This window comes from Actinophytocola sp. (assembly GCF_035942955.1).
Classification (GTDB): domain Bacteria; phylum Actinomycetota; class Actinomycetes; order Mycobacteriales; family Pseudonocardiaceae; genus DASYTH01.
Genome location: NZ_DASZCQ010000277.1, coordinates 26,144 through 43,997 on the forward strand (window position 1 = coordinate 26,144; position 17,854 = coordinate 43,997).

The following is a 17,854-nucleotide window of genomic DNA, read 5'->3' on the forward strand; positions in this document are numbered from 1 at the left end:
GGCGGCGCAGGGCCGCGGCGAAGCCGGGGTACCGCAACGCGGCACACGGCTGCACCAACGCCGAACACGCCTGCCCGAAGGCGAGACACACCGGACCGGGACCGGAATCCCGGGCGTGTCCCGCGCTCAGGCAGCCATATGACGCCCCCATGCAGCCGAGTGCCGCGCGCCATACCTCACCCAGCCCCCACCCCGTCCTGGGGTGGGGGGCGGGTTCGTGGGCCAGTTTACCCGGGCAAACAACGGATGATCTTGGTTGACGGCTGGGTGTCCACAGGTGGAGGGGTTGTGGGCGACGGAGTTGCGGTGGGCGCGCCGGCGGGGTAAGTGGCGGGGCGGTCTCGGCTAAGGTCCAGGTGTCCTGCCGGGGAGTCGAGGTCCGCGCGTATGTCGTTCGCCAGTCCGCTGTTCCTGTGGTACTTCATGCCGGTCGTGCTGGCGGCCGTGCTGATCACGCCGCGGGGCTGGCGCAACGGGGTCGTGGCGGTGGCCAGCCTGGTGTTCTACGCGGCCGGGGCCGGGCCGAGCACGTTGCTGCTGCTGATCTGCATGGTGGTCAACTTCCTGGCCGGGCCGACGCTGGAGCCGGACGAGTGGGACCTGTCGCGCGGGCGGCGCAAGTGGGTGCTGCTCGGGGTGATCGCGGTCGACGTGGGCGTGCTGCTGATCTGGAAGTACGCCGGGTTCGCCACCGAGCAGATCGACGGGTTCGCCCGGCTGCTCGGCGGGGATTTTCCGATCGTGCACCTGGCGCTGCCGATCGGCATCTCGTTCTACACGTTCCACCACATCTCGTACGTGGTGGACATCTACCGCGGCGAGCGGCCGGCGCTGCGCGACCCGGTGGCGTTCGCGACGTACATCGCGATGTTCCCGCAGCTGGTGGCCGGCCCGATCGTGCGGTACCGGGAGATCGCCGACCAGCTCCCGCAGCGCCGCACGCACCCGATGGACGACGTCGCGGCCGGCTTCCCGCGGTTCGCGCTCGGGCTGTGCAAGAAGGTGATCATCGCGGACTCGCTCAGCCCGGTGGTGGAGGCGTGCTTCTCCACGCCAAGCGACGAGATGACCTTCGCGGTGGCCTGGCTCGGCGCGCTGGCCTACACGCTGCAGCTGTACTTCGACTTCTCCGGCTACTCGGACATGGCGATCGGCCTCGGCCGGATGGTCGGGTTCCGGCTGCCGGAGAACTTCGCCCGGCCGTACGCGTCGGTGACCGTCACCGAGTTCTGGCGGCGCTGGCACATGTCGCTGTCGCGCTGGTTTCGCGACTACCTGTACATCCCGCTGGGCGGCAACCGGCGCGGCGTCGCGATGACGTACCGGAACCTGATCATCGTGTTCGCGCTGACCGGCCTGTGGCACGGGGCCAACTGGACGTTCCTGGTCTGGGGCCTGTACCACGGCGCGCTACTGATCATCGAGCGCGGCTTCCACCTCGACCGCGCGCCGCACGCCCGCCGCGCCGCGATCGCCCGCCGCGCGCTGACGATCGTGCTGGTGGTGTTCGGCTGGGTGATCTTCCGCGCCGCCGAGCTGCCCCAGGCCCTTGCCATGATCGGCCACATGCTGCTGCCGGACTTCACCGGGCTGACCGACGTGGTGGACAACGCGCTGACCAACCAGCGCCTGCTCATCCTCCTCGCCGCGCTGGTCATCCTGTTCCTCCCCGCCCACCCGGTGACCGGCCCCCTGCTGGAGTCCTCCCGCAGCCGCCCGGCCACCGTCATGCGGGTCGCAGTGATGACCGTCGGCCTCCTGTTCGCCTCGATCCTGGTCACCGAGGGCGCCTTCAGCCCCTTCCTGTACTTCCAGTTCTGAGCAGCCGGTGCTCCACAGAGGATCTACGGTGGGCCCGTGAGCGGAGCTTGCGGAGCGAACGATCGAGCACTGCCCTGCCGCCGAGGGACGAGGTGGCAGGGTCGCCGGCACCGAGCTTGCGAGGTGACGGATCCGAGCGGAGCTTGCGCAGCGAACCATCAAGCACTGCCCTGCCACCGAGGGACGAGGTGGCAGGGTCGCCGGCACCGAGCTTGCGAGGTGACGGATCCGAGCGGAGCTTGCGGAGCGAACACCGAGCACTGCCCCGTCGCCGAGGGAGGATGCGACGGGGTTCGCCGGCTCCGAGCCTGCGAGGAGCTGGTGTGAATGCCATGTTGGCGGACCTGGGGTCGCACTGGGCGGTGTATGCCTCCATGCCGTTCATCGCCGCGATCATCGGGTACGTCACCAAGCTCGCGGCCATCCAGATGATGTTCCGGCCGATCAGGTTCGTGGGGATCGCCGAGCCGTTCCTCGGTTGGCAGGGCGTGGTGCCGCGCAACTCGGAGCGGATGATCCGGATCTCGGCCGAGCTGCTCACCACCAGGCTGGTGGATCCGAAGGAGGTGTTCGCGAAGCTGGATCCGGACCGGGTGGCCAAGGAGATCGAGGGGCCGCTGCTGCTGGCGGTGGACGAGGTCGCGCGCGAGGTGCTCGAGCGGTATCACCCTGCGCTGTGGGAGATGCTGCCGACGCTGGCCCAGGACCTGATCGTCAAGCAGGTGCAGGCGGGGTCGCCGGCCCTGGTGCGCCGGATCATGACGGAGATCCGGGAGAACGTCACCGACGTGCTGGACGTCAAGCAGGTCGCGGTGTCGGCTCTTGAGCGGGACAAGGAGCTTCTGATCAGGCTGATCAGGGACATCTCCCGGCCGGAGATGGCGTTCATCGCCAGGTGCGGGATCTACTTCGGATTCATCCTGGGTCTGGTGCAGACGGCCGTGTGGGCGGCGACGCACGAACCGTTGGTGCTGCCCGTTTTCGGTGCGGCGATCGGGTTGCTCACCGACTGGCTGGCGATCAAGCTGGTGTTCTTTCCGCGCGAGCGCACCAGGATCCTCGGGCTGGTGCCGTTCCAGGGTATCTTCCAGCGCCGCCGGGACGAGGTGGCCCGGCAGTACGGGGAGCTGGTCGCGCGCGAGGTGATGACGGTGCCGAACCTGGTCGACGGGATCCTGCGCGGCCCCGGGTCCGACCGGCTGATCACCATGATCCAGCGGATCGTGCAGCGCACGATCGACGAGCAGGCAAGCGTCGCCAAGCCGCTGGTGTCGGTGGCGATCGGCGCCCGGCGGTTCCAGCAGATGAAGCACGCCGCGGCCGACAAGGCCATGACCTACCTGTCGTCGACCGCGATGCACGCCAAGGACTACGCCGCCGACGCGATGGACGTCGCGGACACCATCGCGGCCAGGATGCGGCGGCTGAGCCGGGTCGAGTACGAGCGCCTGCTGCGGCCGGCGTTCCGGCAGGACGAGTGGAAGCTGATCACGGTCGGCGCGGTCATCGGAGCGCTGGTCGGCGAGCTGCAGGTCGTCCTGCTACTTGGCTGATCGCCCAGCAGCACAGGTAGATCACGAACGAGATCGCCGTGACGAACGCGCTGATCGGCGCGCCCGGCGCCAGCGACAGGACGATCCCGCCCACCGCGGCGACCTCCGCGAAGATCACGGCCAGGATCGTGGCCCGCAGCGGGCTCGCGGTGATCCGGCACGCGGCCGCGGCCGGCGTGATCATCAGCGCCAGCACCAGCAGCGCGCCGACGGTCTGCACCCCCAGCGCGGTCGCGATTCCCACCAGCACGGCGAAGATCGGCGACAGCAGGCGCACCGGCACCCCACGCGCCGTGGCCACCTCCGGGTCGACGCTGGCGAACAGCAGCGGCCGGTACATCACCGCGAGCACGCCGAGCACCAGCACCGTGCACACCGACAGCAGCACCACGCTGGCGAAGTCCGTGCTGACGATCTGGCCCACCAGCAAGCCGAACTTGTTGGACGCACGTCCTTTGTAGAACCACAGCAGCAGCACGCCGACGCCCAGCCCGAACGCCAGCAGCACACCGATCACCGAGTCGTGCTCGGCGCTGCGCCGGGACAGCAGCCCGAGGATCAGTGCGGCGATGATCGCGCCGGCGATCGCTCCGTAACCGACGTTGACGCCGACCAGCAGCGCCGCCGCGCCACCGGTGAAGGACAGCTCCGCGGTGCCGTGCACGGAGAACGCCATGTTCCGGCTGACGATCAGCGGACCGATCACGCCGGCCAGCAACCCGAGCACCGCCGCGGCGATCAGCGCGCTCTGCACGAAGCCGTACTGCAGCACCCGGGCCGTCAGCTCGAAGTCGAACAACTTGTCCATCAGCCGTCCCCGAGGTGATGGTGCGGCTGGTCCTCGCACACCCCGCTGTGCGCTCCGACGACGTGGATCTGGCCGCGGACGCGCAGCACCTCGACCCCGGTTCCGTACAGTTCGGACAGTGTCTCGGAGGTCATGACGTCCTCCGGCGTGCCGATCCGGAACCGCCCGTCGACCATGTAGAGCACGCGGTCGACCATGGGCAGCACCGGGTTGATCTCATGGGTGACGAACAGAACCGCCGTGCCCGCGGTCCGGCGCCGCTGGTCGATCAACCGGCCGACCACCCGCTGGTTGGCCAGGTCCAGCGACAGCAGCGGCTCGTCGCACAGCAGCAGCCGCGGGTCGGTGAGCAGCGCCTGGGCCACCCGCAGGCGCTGCTGCTCGCCCCCGGACAGCCGCCCGACCGGCGCGTCGGCGAACGACCGCGCGCCGACCGCGTCCAGCGCCTCGTCGACCCGGCGCCGGCGGTCCCGGATGCGGGACAGCCCCGTCCCCCACCGGTGCCCGTCCCAGCCGAGCCCGACCAGGTCCCGGCCGCGCATGGCCAGCGTCGGGTCAAGCGCGCGCTGCTGCGGGATGTAGCCGATCCGCCGGTTGGCCGCCCCGGCCGGCGCGCCGACCACCCGGACGGTGCCCGCGGACAGCCGCTGCTGGCCGAGGAGGACGCGCAGCAGGCTGGTCTTGCCGGAGCCGTTGGGGCCGAGCACGGCGATCAGCTCGCCCGGCTGCACCACGAGGTCGAGATCCCGCCAGAGCACCCGCGAGCCGTAGGCCAGCGTCGCCTTGCGCAGCTCGACGACCGGGCCCGATTCGTCCGAAGTAGACGGTTCGGAGCGCGCGAGAGCCCCGGCGGTGTCCGCCGGAGCCCTCGTGTCTCGGTCCACTCTCATGTCTTCGCTAAGGCGCTGGCCAGCGCGTCCACCTGCCCGGTCATCCAATCAACGTAGCTCGTCACACCTTGCGGCAACGTCTCGGTCACGTCAACGACGGGCACGCCGGCCTTGGTCGCGGCATCCTTGAGCGCCTTGGTCACCGGTGTCTCGGTCTGCGCGTTGTTGACCAGGGCGGCAACCTGCTTGCCGGTGATCAGATCGGTGATCTCGCCGACCGCCGCGGCGGGCGGGTCGGTCTCCTCCTCGACCGCCTCGGAGAACTCCTCCGGCGTGGCGTTGGTCAGGCCGGCCGCCTCGAGCAGGTACTCGGGAATCGGCTCGGTGAAGACCACCTTGGCGCCGGGCCGGTCCGCGCCGATCTTGGCGGCCCTGGCGATCAGCTCGTCAAGGCCGGCGTCGAACGACCGGGCGTTGCCGGCGAAGCTGCCCTTCTTGTCCGGTGCGATCAACCCCAGCTCCTCGGCGATCTTGTCGGCGACCGCTTTGACGGTCGGCAGGTCGTACCAGACGTGCTCGTTGGTCCCGTCGGCCTTTCCGGACACCTCGAACGCGTTGATCCGCCGGGCGTCCTTTCCGGACGTGTCGACCAGCTCGGTGAAGAAGTCGTCGTAGCCGCCGCCGTTGAAGACCACCAGCCTGGACTCGGCCAGCGCGGTGGCGTCCTCCGGCTTGTCCTCGTAGGAGTGCGGGTCGGCCGACGGGTCGTCGATGATCGACTTGACCGTGACCGCGTCGCCGCCCACCGCCTGCGCGACGCTGCCCCACACGTTGGTCGAGGCCACCACGGCGATCTTCCCGGTGGCGGCCGGCGCGCCGCTGGCCGGCGGGCTGTCCGACGACCCGCAACCGGCGACGACCAGGGACAACGCGGCGAGACCCGCGACCGTGGCACCGAACCGTACTGACCGGGGGCTCATCGCTGCTCCTCGGATAATGGAAACCGTTATCGCGTTCAGTTTAGGGGTTCCCCCAACCGGGTGTCACACGGGGCGGTCCGAATGCCGACATGGAGAGAGTCGAGCCGGGCCGGTCGCCCGCGGCCGGGTCGGGCTTCTGGAATTGGTTCTGAAACGTTACGGTCAGGCAATGGCGCGCTCCATGCACGTACGCCGGCCGGCGACACTGGCGTCGCTGGCCGCCGAGCTCGGTGTGTCCAGAACCACGGTCTCCAACGCCTACAACCGGCCCGACCAGCTCTCCCCCGAGCTGCGCAGGCGTGTTCTGGAAACGGCAAGGCGGCTCGGCTACCCGGGCCCCGACCCGGTGGCGCGCTCGCTGCGCACCCGCAAGGCCGGCGCGGTCGGACTGCTGCTGACCGAGAACCTGTCCTACGCCTTCCGCGACCCGGCCGCGCTCGGGTTCCTCGAGGGACTCGCGCTCGCCTGCGAAGGCGCCGGCCAGGGCCTGCACCTGGTGCCGGTGAACCCGGAGCGGGAGGATGTCGCCGCCGTGCACCGGGCCGGAGTCGACGGCTTCGTCGTGTACTCGGTGCCCGACGACGACCCGCACCTGGCCGCGGTGCTGTCCCGGCCGGTGCCCACCGTGGTGTGCGACCAGCCGCGGGTGGAGGGCGTCGACCGGGTCGGCATCGACGACCGCGCGGCGATGGGCCAGCTCGCCGAGCGGCTGATCAACCTCGGCCACCGCAAGATCGGCGTGGTGTGCATGCGCCTGTCCCGGGACCGCAACGACGGCTTCGCCAGCCTCGAGCGGCAGCAGGGCGCGCACTTCCACGTGCAGCGGGCCCGGCTGGCCGGCCTTGCCGACGCGTTCGGCGCCGTCGGCGTGGACTGGTCCGAGGTCCCGGTGGTCGAGCGGTTCGACCACAGCACCGCCAACGGCGCCTCGGCCGCCGCCCAGCTGCTCGACGCCGAGCCCGACCTCACCGCGGTCATCTGCACCTCGGACATCCTCGCCCTCGGCGCGCTGGCCGAGGCGAAGCGGCGGGGCCTGCGGGTGCCCCAGGACCTGACCGTGACCGGGTTCGACGGGATCACCGAGGCCGAGCGCGCCGGCCTCACCACGATCCGCCAGCCCGTGCTGGAGAAGGGCCGGGCCGCCGGCAAGCTGCTGCTCGGCGCCGTTGAGCACGCCCGGCCCCGGCAGATCATCCTGGCCACCGAGCTGGTGGTCGGGGCCACCTCGGCGCCGCCGCGCACCGCCGAGGAGCGCTGGTTCGGGCCCTAGCCCCGATGGTCGCTCCCGCGAGGCCGTCCCACCCGCCCACCCACGGCCTCGCGTCCGCTCCTAACCGGTCAGCTCGAGCGGCGCCGGCGGGCTGGCCAGCGCGCCGAGCTTGGCGGTGACCAGGTAGGTGCCGGCCGGCAGCGAGCGGCGCCGGCTCGGGCAGCCGGGCGCCGACGTGCGGCCGGCCCAGTTCACCGTGAACTCCAGCCGCTCGCCGGGCTGCAGCAGCCGGCTCTCGGCGCCGGGCGGCGGGTAGCAGTCGTTGCTCGACCACAGCCGGGTCGCGCCGTCCGCGCTGGTGATCACCAGCTCGCGCAGGCTGCGGCCGACCTCGCGGACGCAGGCCAGCTGGCCGGCGTTGACCACCACCAGCCGCAGCAGGGGTCGCTGGCCGACCCGGTAGCCGGGCGCGCCGGTCTCGGCGAGGACCTTGATCACGGCGTCCGGGCAGGGTCCGGGGGGCGCGGGCGGCGCCGTGGTCGTCGTGGTCGTCGCGGCCACGGGCGGCGCGGTCGAGCTGGCCGAGGCGCTGGTCGAGCCGGGGTGCGCGCCGCCGGGGGGCGAGGAGGGCGGTTGAGACGCCCGCGCCGCGGCGCCCTCCACCGGGCTCTGGTCGGCGGTGCCGACCAGCCGGCCGATGATCCAGGCGAGCACCACCACGGCGGCGATCGACATGACCACGGCCACCACGCGCCGGCGCCAGTACACCTCCGGATCGATCACGCGGAAAACCGTAACGCCGTAGATCCACAAACCGGGTTAGCGCGGCTTCCCCCGATCGTGGGTAATCGGCGAGCGTGAGCTTGCTCAAATTGCAAGCCGCGATCGAGCGGTTCCCGGCCGGCACCCGGCATCCTGGCTTGGGTAGCTCCGCGGAGGTGACCATGAGCGCAATCGACACCCTGCTGCAACGCCGTGTCAGCGGCCCCGACCACGGGGCTCCGGAGGTCCCGACACCGGTGCCCAGCCTCCACGTGGCCGTGGTGACCTGCATGGACGCCCGGATCAAGGTGTTCGACGTGTTCGGCCTGGCCCACGGCGAGGTGCACATCCTGCGCAACGCCGGCGGGGTGGCCACCGATGACGTGATCCGCTCGCTGTCGATCAGCCAGCGCAAGCTCGGCACCCGGGAGATCGTGATCATGCAGCACACCTCGTGCGGCCTGTCCATGATCACCGAGGACTCGTTCAAGGACGAGGTCGAGCAGGACACCGGTCTCCGCCCGCCATGGGCGATCGAGGCGTTCCGGGAGGTCAAGGACAGCGTCCGGCAGTCCATGGAACGCGTCCGCCGCAGCCCCTTCCTGCCGCACCGGGACCACGTGCGCGGGTTTGTCTACGACGTGGCGACCGGCGGCCTCACCGAGGTGTTCTGACACAATCCTCCGGCGATGGACACCGTCGCCCTGATCGACTGGTTCGCCGAGCACGCCCGCGACCTGCCCTGGCGGCGGCCGGGCACAACGGCCTGGGGCGTGCTGGTCAGCGAGATCATGCTGCAGCAGACCCCGGTCGCCAGGGTCGAGCCGGCCTGGCGGGACTGGATGGCCCGCTGGCCACGGCCGTCCGACCTGGCCGCCGCCACGCCCGCCGACGTGCTGCGCGCCTGGGGCAAGCTGGGCTATCCGCGCCGCGCGATGCGGCTGCGCGAGGCGGCCGCGGTGATCGCCGAGCGGCACGGCGACGTCGTACCGTCCGATGTGGACACTCTGCTGGCGTTGCCCGGGATCGGCGCGTACACCGCCCGCGCGGTCGCCGCGTTCGCCTACGGCCGCCGCGCCGCGGTGGTGGACACGAACGTGCGCCGGGTGGTGGCCCGCGCGGTGCACGGCGCCGGGGACGCCGGGCCCGCGTCCACCGCCCGCGACCTTGCCGACGTGGACGCCCTGCTGCCGGCCGACGAGCCGACCGCGGCCCGGCTGTCGATCGCGCTGATGGAGCTGGGCGCGCTTGTGTGCACGGCTCGTGCGCCGCGCTGCGTGGACTGCCCGGTGCGCGCCGGCTGCGCTTGGCAGCGCGCCGGGCGGCCGGAGTACACCGGGCCGACCAGGCGGGTGCAGCGCTACGCGGGCACCGACCGGCACGTCCGCGGCCTGCTGCTGGACGTGCTGCGGGACACGCCGGAGCCGGTGGCCAGGGCCAGGCTCGACGCGGTCTGGGCCGACGTCGGCCAGCGGGACCGGTGCCTGGACTCCCTGCTGGTGGACGGTCTGGTCGAGCAGACCGCGGACGGGCGGTTCGCGTTGCCCGGCGACAGTTAACACAATCGAGCGATAGTCGGGGAATAACTTGTCAACCGGTAGTGCAGTGACTACCGTCGGCGAGGCAGAGCCAGACGATCTGGGCTCCCCTGCACATGCCCACCGTCGAGAGAGATCGAGATGGCCGTCAATCGCCGTACCCTGCTTCGAACCGGACTCACCGTCAGCGCCATCGGCGCCGCCGGGGTCGCGCACCCCGGCCTTGCCGCGGCCGCACCGGCCACCGTGCTGGCGCCGCCGCACATCTACGACACCCGCAACTGGGGCGCGCGGCCGCCGAACGGCACGATCACCGTGCTCAACCAGCGGCCGGTCAACATCATCGTCCACCACACCGCGGGCTCGAACAGCAACGACCTCTCGCTGGAGCACGCGTTCGCCATCTCCCGCGGAATCCAGAACTTCCACATGGACACCCGGGGCTGGATCGACACCGGCCAGCAGCTGACCAACAGCCGCGGCGGACACGTCACCGAGGGCCGGCACCGCAGCCTGGAGATCCTCACCGGCGGCACCCGGCACGTCCTCGGCGCGCACGTGGCCAACAACAACAGCACCTGCATCGGCATCGAGAACGAGGGCCTCTACATGGATGTCGATGTCACGCCGCAGCTGTGGGACTCGCTGGTGCGGCTGGTCGCCTACATCGCGCAGCAGTACGCCATCCCGACGTCGCGCATCCTCGGGCACCGCGACTTCAACAGCACCCTGTGCCCCGGCGACGTGCTCTACGCCCGGCTGCCGCAGCTGCGCCGCGAGGTCGGCGCGCTGCTCGGCCAGCCGGCCGAGGACCCGGAGACCTGGCCGCTGCTGCGCACCGGCGACACCGGGCACCGGGTGCTCGCGGCCCAGTACCTGCTGCGGGCGCGGGGAATCGCCGAGGTCCCGGTGGACGGCGTGTTCGGCCCGGCCATGTTCGCCGCCGTGCGCCGCTTCGCAAGGGAGAACGGGGCCGTCCACGAGCCGTGCTACGGCGGCCGGCACTTCGACGAGAGCGGGCTGCTCGGCTCGGCCGCGTGGCCGCTGCTGGTCCGCACGGTCCGGGTCGACGAGCCGGACGACGTCGGCAAGGCCGCCCGCGTGCTGCTCGACGCCAGGGGCCGGCGTTCCGGCGTCGACCTCGTCGACACCCGCACCTGGCAGTCGCTGCTGCGCTGACCCGTGACACCCTGCTGGCGTGGCGCAGGCGCTGGAGTTCTTCTTCGACGACGATGCCGACCGCGCGGTCCGCACCCTGTGGGCCCGCCTCGACCAGGCCGGCGTGCCCAGCCTGGCCACCCGGACCCACGGCCGGCATCGCCCGCACGTCACGTTCGCCCTCGCCGGCGCCATCCCGGCCGGCGCCCGCGACGCGCTGCGCACCGACCTGCGCCGGTTGGCCATCCCGCGGCTGTGGCTGTCCACCCTCGGCGTGTTCACCCCGGTGGAGAACGTCCTCGTGCTCGCCGCGGTGGTGGACACCGAGCTGCTGGCCGTGCACTCCGCGGTGCACGACGCGCTGGCCGGCCGGGTGCGGGCGCCGTCGGCCTACTACCTGCCCGGGTCCTGGGTGCCGCACTGCACGCTGGCGCAAGGGATCGAGCACCCTCAGGTGGTGGCCGGGTTCGCCGCGCTGCACCCGGTCGAACCGATCCGCGCCACGATCACCGAGGTGGCCGTGGTGGACACGCACACAGGCGCCGCCGACCCGCTGCTGTCGCTCACCTAGCCAGGACGGCGGACAGGAACGCCTCGACCGCGCCCCGGTAGGCCTCCGGTGCGTCGGAGTGGATCACGTGGCCGGAGTCGGGGACGACCAGGTGCTTGGCCGGGCCGGCGGTCCGGGCGGCGAGGTCGACCAGCTGCCCGGCGGGCATCGCGCTGCGGGCGGCCTCCAGCGCGAGCAGCGGGCAGCGGACCCGCTCGACCAGGGCCCAGTAGTCACGCTCGCCCCACTCGGCGGCGATGGCGTAGAGCTCGTCGAGGTCGGCGATCAGGTGGTAGCCGTCGGCGCGCTCCTCCATGCACTCGGTGAAGTAGTCGCCGTAGGGGCCGAAGAACTCCCGGACGTGGGCGAGCGCGGCGAACGGCACGGGCCACGAGTCGAAGTAGGCGCGCCAGGCGTCGACGGTCCTGCCGCGCTGGTCCGGGGCCATGTCCTCGACGACCACCGCGCGCACCAGCGCCGGGTGGGTGGCGGCCAGCGCCCAGGCGTGCAGGCCGCCCATGGAGTGGCCGATCACCACGGCCGGGGCCAGGTCGAGCTCGCCGATGAGGGCGGCGGCGTCGGCGACGAAGTCCTCGGTGCGCCACAGCCCGCCCCGGTGCGGGCTGCGCCCGTGGCCGCGCGCGTCCAGCCCGACGACCCGGCCGTACCTGGTGAGCCACCTGGCCACCGACCACCAGGTCGTCGCCCGGCCCATCAGCCCGTGCAGCAGCAGGATGCCCTGCCCGGCACCACCGAACTCGATCACTCCCGGCCGCGTCACCACACCGCAGTTCCTATCAACTTCGGCGATCAAACTCGCGCAACACAGTGGACCCGTCATGATGGCGGCACCCAGTCCTCGACCCAGGAGAGCTCAACGATGCCCGTGGCCCGCAGCCGGGTGGCCCCCGTCCGACTCGCCTGCCTGGCGCTGGCCGCGACCGCGTTCACCGCGTGCTCGGGCGAGCCGGCGGACGAGCCGGGGCCGACCAGCGGCGCGGCGCCGCCGACGAGCCGGGCGGTGCCCCAGGCCGCGGCCGGCGCGGACGGGGCCGGCGACCCGTACTATCCCACCGACGGCAACGGCGGCTACGACGTCACCGACTACCACGTGTCGATCAGCTACGACCCGCCGGCCAAGCGGCTCGACGGTGACACCGTGATCACCGCGACGGCCACCGGCGACCTCACCCGGTTCAACCTGGACCTGAAGGGCTTCGAGGTCAGCGCCGTCGAGGTGGACGACAAGCCGGCCACATTCGAGCGCGCCGGCGACCACGAGCTGGTGATCACCCCGGCGACCGCCGTGCCCACCGGCCGGACGTTCCGCACCCGGGTCCGTTACGGCGGGGTGCCGGGGGCCACCGAGGACAGCGGGCTGGGCGCCAACGGCTGGCAGATCGCCAAGTCCGGCGGCGCGTTCGCGGCCGGCGAGCCGCACTCGGCCACCAGCTGGTATCCGGCCAACGACACCCCGCGGGACAAGGCCACCTTCAAGCTCACCGCGCGCGTTCCGGACGGCTGGAGCGTCATCTCCAACGGCCGCGAGGAACCGTCCACATCGGACGGTGGGTGGACCACGTACACGTGGGTCGAGAAGACCAGGATCGCCACCTACCTGACCACGATCGGCATCGACAAGTGGACCTTCGAGCGGTCCACCCTGCCCGGCGGCATCCCGGTGGTGAGCGCGTACGCCCCCGGCGCCGAGGGCAAGAAGCAGGTCGAGGCCCGCCTGCCGGAGATCATCGAGTTCCTCTCGCAGAAGTTCGGCCCCTACCCGCAGAGCGCGGCCGGCGGCATCTACATCAACGAGAGCATCGGCTTCTCGCTGGAGACCCAGACCCGGCCGATCTACGCGAACTGGGCCGAGACCGCGGTCGTCGTGCACGAGAACGCCCACCAGTGGTACGGCGACTCGGTCACCATCACCTCGTGGGGCGACATGTGCCTCAACGAGTGCTGGGCCAGCTATGCCCAGTGGCTGTGGGACGAGGCCAAGGAGGGCAAGGACCTCGACGCCGAGTACCGCACGCAGGTCGCACGGGCCAGCAACCGGTTGTGGACCGGCAAGCTGTTCGACATGGGCGCCGGCAAGGAGTTCACCGCCGTCTACACCAAGGGCCCGCTCGCCCTGCACGCCCTGCGCCGCCAGATCGGCGAGGACGCCTTCAACCGGGTGATGAGGGAGTGGCCCGCCCGCCACCGCGACGGCAACGCGTCCTGGCCCGAGTTCGAGACGTTCGTTCAGGAGATCGCCGGCCAGGACCTCCGCGCGTTCTTCGAGGCCTGGTTCCGAAGCGACCGGAAGCCCGCCGACGAGTACCTCTACCCCGGCGGCCTGCGCCGCTAGCACCTACGCTGACCTCATGGCTGTGGTGAAGATCAACGCGATAGAGGTGCCCGAGGGGGCGGGGCCGGAGCTGGAGAAGCGGTTCGCCGCCCGGCTCGGGGCCGTCGACTCCGCACCCGGGTTCCTCGGCTTCGACCTGCTGCGCCCGGTGTCCGGCGAGACCCGCTACTTCGTGGTCACCAAATGGGAGAGCGACGAGCACTTCCGGGAGTGGATGAGCGGCGCCGGCATGGCCGCCCACTCCGGCGAGCGCGCCAAGCCGGTCGGCACCGGGTCGGCCCTGCTCGAGTTCGAGATCGTGCAGTCCGCCACGCCAAAGTGACCGCCGAGCTCGACCGCGCCGCCGAACTGCTCGCCGGCGCGGACGCGCTGCTGATCTGCGCCGGCGCCGGGATGGGCGTTGACTCGAATCTGCCGGACTTCCGCGGCGACGAGGGCTTCTGGCGCGCCTACCCGCCGTACGAGCGGCTCGGGCTACGGTTCGTCGAGCTGGCCGACCCGGTGCACTTCGCCCAGGATCCCGAGCTAGCCTGGGGTTTCTACGGCCACCGGCTGGCGCTGTACCGCACCACCGTGCCGCACGACGGCTTCACCGTCCTCGCCAAATGGGCCGCCCGAGTTCCCACCCGGGTCTTCACGTCCAATGTAGACGGACAGTTCCAGCGCGCCGGGTTCCCGCCCGAGCACGTCACCGAGGTACACGGCTCGATCCACCACCTGCAGTGCCTACACCCGTGCCAGACTGCGACCTGGCCGGCCGACGGACTCGACGTCGAGGTGGACCCGGCCACGATGCGCGCGGTCGGCCCGCTGCCACGATGCCCGCACTGCGGCAGCCTCGCCCGACCCAACATCCTGATGTTCGGCGACACCGCCTGGGTCCCCGACCGCACCCGGCAACGACTCGACGCGCTCACCGCCTGGCGCCGAGCCACCCGCAGCCGCGCGCTCGCGGTAGTGGAGATCGGCGCCGGCACCGCAGTACCCACCGTCCGCCGCCAAGCCGAACTCGCCAGCGCCGCCACCGGTGCACTGATCCGAATCAACCCACGCGAGCCCGCGGTGCGCCACGGCCGCGGCATCCCGCTCGCAATGGGCGCACTGGCCGCACTGTCCCAATTGGACGCTCGACTCGCGGGCTAACCGGGACGGTGTGCCGCCGCGCGCTGCGCGGCCGTCGTTCTCACCGCGGGCGTGTTCGGCACCCGATAACGCAAACCCGGCCAATCCACCACCCCCACCGGGCGCGGTGCCGCAATCCGCGGCCTCACCGCCGGCCGTCGAGCTCGGCATTGGCGAGCAAGCAGGGTGACATCCCGTTCGTCAGCAGGATGGTGTCAGGGGAGCTGAACGTCGGCGAAGACGGCGTCGTGGTCGCTGCCGGGGAGGTTGAGGACGGCGAAGCGCTGGATGGCGCAGCGGTGGTCGGCGAGGATGTGGTCGATGGTGATCGGGGGGCCGAGGCGCCAGCTCGACCAGGTGGGGATGAGGCCCTTGCCGGTTTGCTCGGCGGCGTCGACGTAGCCGAGATCGAGCACGGCGCGGAAGGCGGCGTGGTCGAGGGTGGCGTTGAAGTCGCCGGCGAGCACGCGGACCCGGTCGGGCGTGGCGGGGGGTAGCCGGTCGAGGTCGCGGCGCCAGACGGTGGCGTCGTGGGTGGCCGACTGGACGTGCACGGCGAGGATCTCGAGGTCGGCGCGGCCGGGGAGGTCGACGACGGCGGAGGGTTGGGACAGCTCGATCGACTCGACGAGCACGATCTGGCGCAGCGGGTAGCGGGAGGCGATGCCGGATCCGCCGCCGCCGACGCCGGGGTCGACGACGCGGTAGGGCAGCTCGTCGGGCATGCCGGCGGCGTCCAGCGCGGCCAGCTCACCGGGTTGCAGCTCGGGCAGGTTGAGCACGTCGACCCGGTTGTCCCGCACGGCCCGCATGATCGCCGCGGGGTCGGCCCGGCCGTCGTGCAGGTTGGCCGACATGATCCGCACCCGCATGCCGGCCGCGCCGGGTTGGCCGTCGGGCAGCAGGCGGGGCAGCAGCAGCACCACCATCGACAGGGCGATCAGCAGCACGCAGGTGGCCAGGATGCGCCGCCGCAGGCCGAACGCGATCAGCGCGAGCAGCAGGCCGCCGGGCGCGACGTACGGGGTGAGGGCCAGGGCGGCGACGGTGATCCGACTGCCGTCGACGCCGGCCACCCGCAGCACGCCGATGGCGAGGAACGCCAGGGCGAGCAGCAGCAGGACCGCGGTGGTCCTGCGGCCGCCGATCCGCGGTCTTCGGTACGGCTCGTCGTCCTCCTCGTAGCGGGGGGCCGGCGGCTCGTACTCGTCTCGGGTTCGCCTAAGCATGGCGGTCCACCCGCTCAGGATGCCGCAAACCGGCTGTCAGCGGTACAAGCGCGCTGACAGGACGTGGCAGTGCGGTGTGCGGTGGCTGACAGCGCGCCGGCCGATGGTGGGGTCCGAGCCGATCGAGGAGGATGGATGACTCACGCTATCGAGGCCGAGGGGCTGGTGAAGCGGTTCGGCGAGACGGTCGCGCTGGACGGCGTCGACCTGGTCGTGCCGGCCGGCACGGTGCTCGGGGTGCTCGGGCCGAACGGGGCGGGGAAGACCACCGCGGTGCGGATCCTGGCCACGCTGCTCACGCCGGACGCCGGGCGGGCCAGCGTCGGGGGGTACGACGTGCGGGCGGACGCGGTCGCGGTGCGCGGGCTGATCGGGCTGACCGGTCAGTACGCGTCGGTCGACGAGGACCTGACCGGCCGGGAGAACCTGGTGCTGATCGGGCGGCTGCTGAACCTGAGCCGGCCGGCGGCAAGGGCGCGGGCGGCCGAGCTGCTCGAGCGGTTCGAGCTGACCGCCGCCGGGGACCGGGCGATCAAGACGTACTCCGGCGGCATGCGGCGGCGGCTGGACCTGGCCGCCAGCCTGGTCGGCCACCCGCGGGTGCTGTTCCTCGACGAGCCGACCACCGGGCTGGACCCGCACGCCCGCGCCGAGGTGTGGCAGATCGTCCGGGCGCTGGTCGCCGACGGCGCCACGGTGCTGCTCACCACGCAGTACCTCGACGAGGCCGACCAGCTCGCCGACCTGATCACGGTGTTCGACCACGGCAAGGTGATCGCCAGCGGCCGGCCGGACGAGCTCAAGCGCCGCACCGGCGGGCAGACCCTGCAGGTGCGGCCCACCCTGGTGTCCGATGTGGACCAGGTGGCCACGATCCTGAGCGAGCTGACCGGCTCGGCGCCGAACCGCGACGACGACACCGGTCTGCTCACCGCCCCGGTGGACGACCCGGTCCTGCTGTCCGCTGTGGTCAGACGGTTGGACGACTGGGGCATCACGGTCGACGAGCTGGCGCTGCGCCTGCCGAGCCTTGACGACGTGTTCCTGGCGCTGACCGGACACAGGTCCACTCAGGACGATCTCGAGCTGGAAGGGAGCCCGGCATGACCGCCATGACCGCCACCGCACCGGCGCCCGCCATACTCCACATTGGACATACCGCACGGCACTCGCTGGTGCTGGCCGGCCGCAGCATCGTGAAGATCCGGAAGAACCCGGAGAGCCTGATCGACGTCACGCTGCAGCCGATCATCTTCCTGCTGCTGTTCGTCTACCTGTTCGGCGGCGCCGTGCAGGGCGGGACCACCGAGTACCTGCAGGTGCTGCTGCCGGGGCTGATGGTGCAGAACACCGTGTTCGCCAGCCTCGGCATCGGGATGGCGCTCAACGCCGACATCACCAAGGGCGTGTTCGACCGGTTCCGCAGCCTGCCGATCGCCCGCTCCGCACCGCTGGTCGGCGCCGTGCTCGGCGACGTCGTCCGGTACCTGGTGGCGCTCGCCGTGCTGTTCGTCACCGCGGTGATCCTGGGCTTCCGGGTGCACACCGATCCCGGCTCGTTCCTGATCGCCATCGCCCTCATGGTCCTCTTCGGACTCTGCCTGTGCTGGGTCGCGGTGCTGGTCGGCATGCTGGTGAAGTCACCGCAGGCGGTGCCCGGCACGCTGGTCGGCATCCTGTTCCCGTTGACGTTCGGCAGCAACGTGTTCGTCGACCCGGCCACGTTGCCCGGCTGGCTGCAGGGCTGGGTGCACGTCAACCCGGTGAGCCACCTGACCTCCGCCGCGCGCGGCCTGCTGCTCGGCGGCGACTGGGCCGGCCACGCCGGCTGGGCGTTCCTCTGGGCCGTCGGCATCGCCGCGGTGTTCATGCCCCTCGCGCTGCGCGCCTACAAGCGCCGCGTCGGCTGATACCTGTCGTGAGTCTTTGTGGTGCTATAG

18 protein-coding genes are annotated in these 17,854 nt (G+C 71.7%); 12 read left to right on the plus strand and 6 right to left on the minus strand.

The features are described from left to right. Positions 1–387 precede the first annotated feature (387 nt). Together VGX25_RS28050 and VGX25_RS28055 are read left to right on the plus strand one after the other, a co-directional pair. The gene (locus VGX25_RS28050; RefSeq protein WP_326920921.1) at positions 388–1,821 is read left to right on the plus strand and encodes an MBOAT family protein; all 1,434 of its coding nucleotides are present in this window, start codon (positions 388–390) and stop codon (positions 1,819–1,821) included. Between the two features lie 323 nt (positions 1,822–2,144). Then, on the plus strand, positions 2,145–3,374 hold the full coding sequence (locus tag VGX25_RS28055; RefSeq protein WP_326920922.1) for a DUF445 domain-containing protein: 1,230 nt from the start codon (positions 2,145–2,147) through the stop codon (positions 3,372–3,374). Here VGX25_RS28055 and VGX25_RS28060 read toward each other — a convergent pair. From VGX25_RS28060 to VGX25_RS28070, 3 genes are all read right to left on the minus strand, one after another. Continuing rightward, positions 3,325–4,182 carry a metal ABC transporter permease gene (locus VGX25_RS28060; RefSeq protein ID WP_326920923.1) on the minus strand — a complete coding sequence of 286 codons (858 nt, stop codon included), beginning with the start codon at positions 4,180–4,182 and terminating at the stop codon, positions 3,325–3,327. The two genes, VGX25_RS28055 and VGX25_RS28060, sit on opposite strands and share 50 nt — an antisense overlap. Continuing rightward, complete coding sequence (locus VGX25_RS28065) at positions 4,182–4,973, minus strand: metal ABC transporter ATP-binding protein (protein WP_326920938.1); 792 nt, start codon at positions 4,971–4,973, stop codon at positions 4,182–4,184. The genes VGX25_RS28060 and VGX25_RS28065 overlap by 1 nt, the downstream gene beginning before the upstream one ends. A gap of 95 nt (positions 4,974–5,068) precedes the next feature. Further along, positions 5,069–5,992, minus strand: a complete 924-nt coding sequence (locus VGX25_RS28070; protein WP_326920924.1) for a metal ABC transporter solute-binding protein, Zn/Mn family — start codon at positions 5,990–5,992, stop codon at positions 5,069–5,071. Positions 5,993–6,161: 169 nt separating this feature from the next. Between VGX25_RS28070 and VGX25_RS28075 the strand changes: the two genes are divergently transcribed. Beyond that, the gene (locus tag VGX25_RS28075; protein ID WP_326920925.1) at positions 6,162–7,262 is read left to right on the plus strand and encodes a LacI family DNA-binding transcriptional regulator; all 1,101 of its coding nucleotides are present in this window, start codon (positions 6,162–6,164) and stop codon (positions 7,260–7,262) included. A 60-nt stretch (positions 7,263–7,322) separates the two neighbouring features. On the opposite strand, the gene VGX25_RS28080 is transcribed toward VGX25_RS28075, so the two are convergent. After that, positions 7,323–7,985 (minus strand): hypothetical protein, encoded by a 663-nt coding sequence (locus VGX25_RS28080; protein ID WP_326920926.1) that lies wholly within the window; start codon positions 7,983–7,985, stop codon positions 7,323–7,325. A gap of 161 nt (positions 7,986–8,146) precedes the next feature. Here VGX25_RS28080 and VGX25_RS28085 point away from each other — a divergent pair, with 161 nt between their 5' ends. The 4 genes from VGX25_RS28085 (at position 8,147) to VGX25_RS28100 (ending at position 11,231) form a co-directional block, all read left to right on the plus strand. Beyond that, a complete protein-coding gene (locus VGX25_RS28085; RefSeq protein WP_326920927.1) occupies positions 8,147–8,638 on the plus strand; it encodes a carbonic anhydrase in 492 nt (163 codons plus the stop codon). A gap of 15 nt (positions 8,639–8,653) precedes the next feature. Next, positions 8,654–9,523 carry an A/G-specific adenine glycosylase gene (locus VGX25_RS28090; RefSeq protein WP_326920928.1) on the plus strand — a complete coding sequence of 290 codons (870 nt, stop codon included), beginning with the start codon at positions 8,654–8,656 and terminating at the stop codon, positions 9,521–9,523. A 120-nt stretch (positions 9,524–9,643) separates the two neighbouring features. Further along, entirely contained in the window at positions 9,644–10,681 is a 1,038-nt protein-coding gene (locus VGX25_RS28095) for an N-acetylmuramoyl-L-alanine amidase (RefSeq protein WP_326920929.1), read from the plus strand. Between the two features lie 19 nt (positions 10,682–10,700). Then, positions 10,701–11,231 (plus strand): 2'-5' RNA ligase family protein, encoded by a 531-nt coding sequence (locus tag VGX25_RS28100; protein WP_326920930.1) that lies wholly within the window; start codon positions 10,701–10,703, stop codon positions 11,229–11,231. On the opposite strand, the gene VGX25_RS28105 is transcribed toward VGX25_RS28100, so the two are convergent. Next, positions 11,224–11,994: an alpha/beta hydrolase gene (locus tag VGX25_RS28105; RefSeq protein WP_326920931.1), complete on the minus strand. Its 771-nt coding sequence runs from the start codon at positions 11,992–11,994 to the stop codon at positions 11,224–11,226. The two genes, VGX25_RS28100 and VGX25_RS28105, sit on opposite strands and share 8 nt — an antisense overlap. A gap of 96 nt (positions 11,995–12,090) precedes the next feature. On the opposite strand from VGX25_RS28105, the gene VGX25_RS28110 reads away from it, so the two are divergent. From VGX25_RS28110 to VGX25_RS28120, 3 genes are read left to right on the plus strand one after another with little or no spacing between them, the layout of a single operon-like run. After that, complete coding sequence (locus VGX25_RS28110; RefSeq protein ID WP_326920932.1) at positions 12,091–13,563, plus strand: M1 family metallopeptidase; 1,473 nt, start codon at positions 12,091–12,093, stop codon at positions 13,561–13,563. Positions 13,564–13,579: 16 nt separating this feature from the next. Beyond that, positions 13,580–13,885, plus strand: a complete 306-nt coding sequence (locus VGX25_RS28115; protein ID WP_326920933.1) for an antibiotic biosynthesis monooxygenase — start codon at positions 13,580–13,582, stop codon at positions 13,883–13,885. Continuing rightward, entirely contained in the window at positions 13,882–14,706 is an 825-nt protein-coding gene (locus VGX25_RS28120; RefSeq protein WP_326920934.1) for an SIR2 family NAD-dependent protein deacylase, read from the plus strand. Before VGX25_RS28115 ends, VGX25_RS28120 begins: the two co-directional genes overlap by 4 nt. A 194-nt stretch (positions 14,707–14,900) precedes the next feature. Here the strand turns inward: VGX25_RS28120 and VGX25_RS28125 are convergent, their stop codons facing one another. After that, entirely contained in the window at positions 14,901–15,914 is a 1,014-nt protein-coding gene (locus VGX25_RS28125; protein ID WP_326920935.1) for an endonuclease/exonuclease/phosphatase family protein, read from the minus strand. A gap of 135 nt (positions 15,915–16,049) precedes the next feature. Between VGX25_RS28125 and VGX25_RS28130 the strand changes: the two genes are divergently transcribed. Together VGX25_RS28130 and VGX25_RS28135 are read left to right on the plus strand one after the other, a co-directional pair. Beyond that, the gene (locus VGX25_RS28130) at positions 16,050–17,021 is read left to right on the plus strand and encodes an ATP-binding cassette domain-containing protein (RefSeq protein WP_326920936.1); all 972 of its coding nucleotides are present in this window, start codon (positions 16,050–16,052) and stop codon (positions 17,019–17,021) included. Further along, complete coding sequence (locus VGX25_RS28135) at positions 17,018–17,824, plus strand: ABC transporter permease (protein ID WP_326920937.1); 807 nt, start codon at positions 17,018–17,020, stop codon at positions 17,822–17,824. The genes VGX25_RS28130 and VGX25_RS28135 overlap by 4 nt, the downstream gene beginning before the upstream one ends. Positions 17,825–17,854: the final 30 nt, after the last annotated feature.

Excerpts from the sequence above, each read along its gene's own strand:
- VGX25_RS28135 (WP_326920937.1), top strand. The coding sequence starts at position 17,018 with ATGACCGCCATGACCGCCACCGCACCGGCGCCCGCCATACTCCACATT.
- VGX25_RS28110 (WP_326920932.1), top strand. The coding sequence starts at position 12,091 with ATGCCCGTGGCCCGCAGCCGGGTGGCCCCCGTCCGACTCGCCTGCCTG.
- VGX25_RS28075 (WP_326920925.1), top strand. The coding sequence starts at position 6,162 with ATGGCGCGCTCCATGCACGTACGCCGGCCGGCGACACTGGCGTCGCTG.
- VGX25_RS28085 (WP_326920927.1), top strand. The coding sequence starts at position 8,147 with ATGAGCGCAATCGACACCCTGCTGCAACGCCGTGTCAGCGGCCCCGAC.
- VGX25_RS28115 (WP_326920933.1), top strand. The coding sequence starts at position 13,580 with ATGGCTGTGGTGAAGATCAACGCGATAGAGGTGCCCGAGGGGGCGGGG.
- VGX25_RS28125 (WP_326920935.1), bottom strand. The coding sequence starts at position 15,914 with ATGCTTAGGCGAACCCGAGACGAGTACGAGCCGCCGGCCCCCCGCTAC.
- VGX25_RS28095 (WP_326920929.1), top strand. The coding sequence starts at position 9,644 with ATGGCCGTCAATCGCCGTACCCTGCTTCGAACCGGACTCACCGTCAGC.
- VGX25_RS28090 (WP_326920928.1), top strand. The coding sequence starts at position 8,654 with ATGGACACCGTCGCCCTGATCGACTGGTTCGCCGAGCACGCCCGCGAC.
- VGX25_RS28050 (WP_326920921.1), top strand. The coding sequence starts at position 388 with ATGTCGTTCGCCAGTCCGCTGTTCCTGTGGTACTTCATGCCGGTCGTG.
- VGX25_RS28070 (WP_326920924.1), bottom strand. The coding sequence starts at position 5,992 with ATGAGCCCCCGGTCAGTACGGTTCGGTGCCACGGTCGCGGGTCTCGCC.
- VGX25_RS28130 (WP_326920936.1), top strand. The coding sequence starts at position 16,050 with ATGACTCACGCTATCGAGGCCGAGGGGCTGGTGAAGCGGTTCGGCGAG.
- VGX25_RS28060 (WP_326920923.1), bottom strand. The coding sequence starts at position 4,182 with ATGGACAAGTTGTTCGACTTCGAGCTGACGGCCCGGGTGCTGCAGTAC.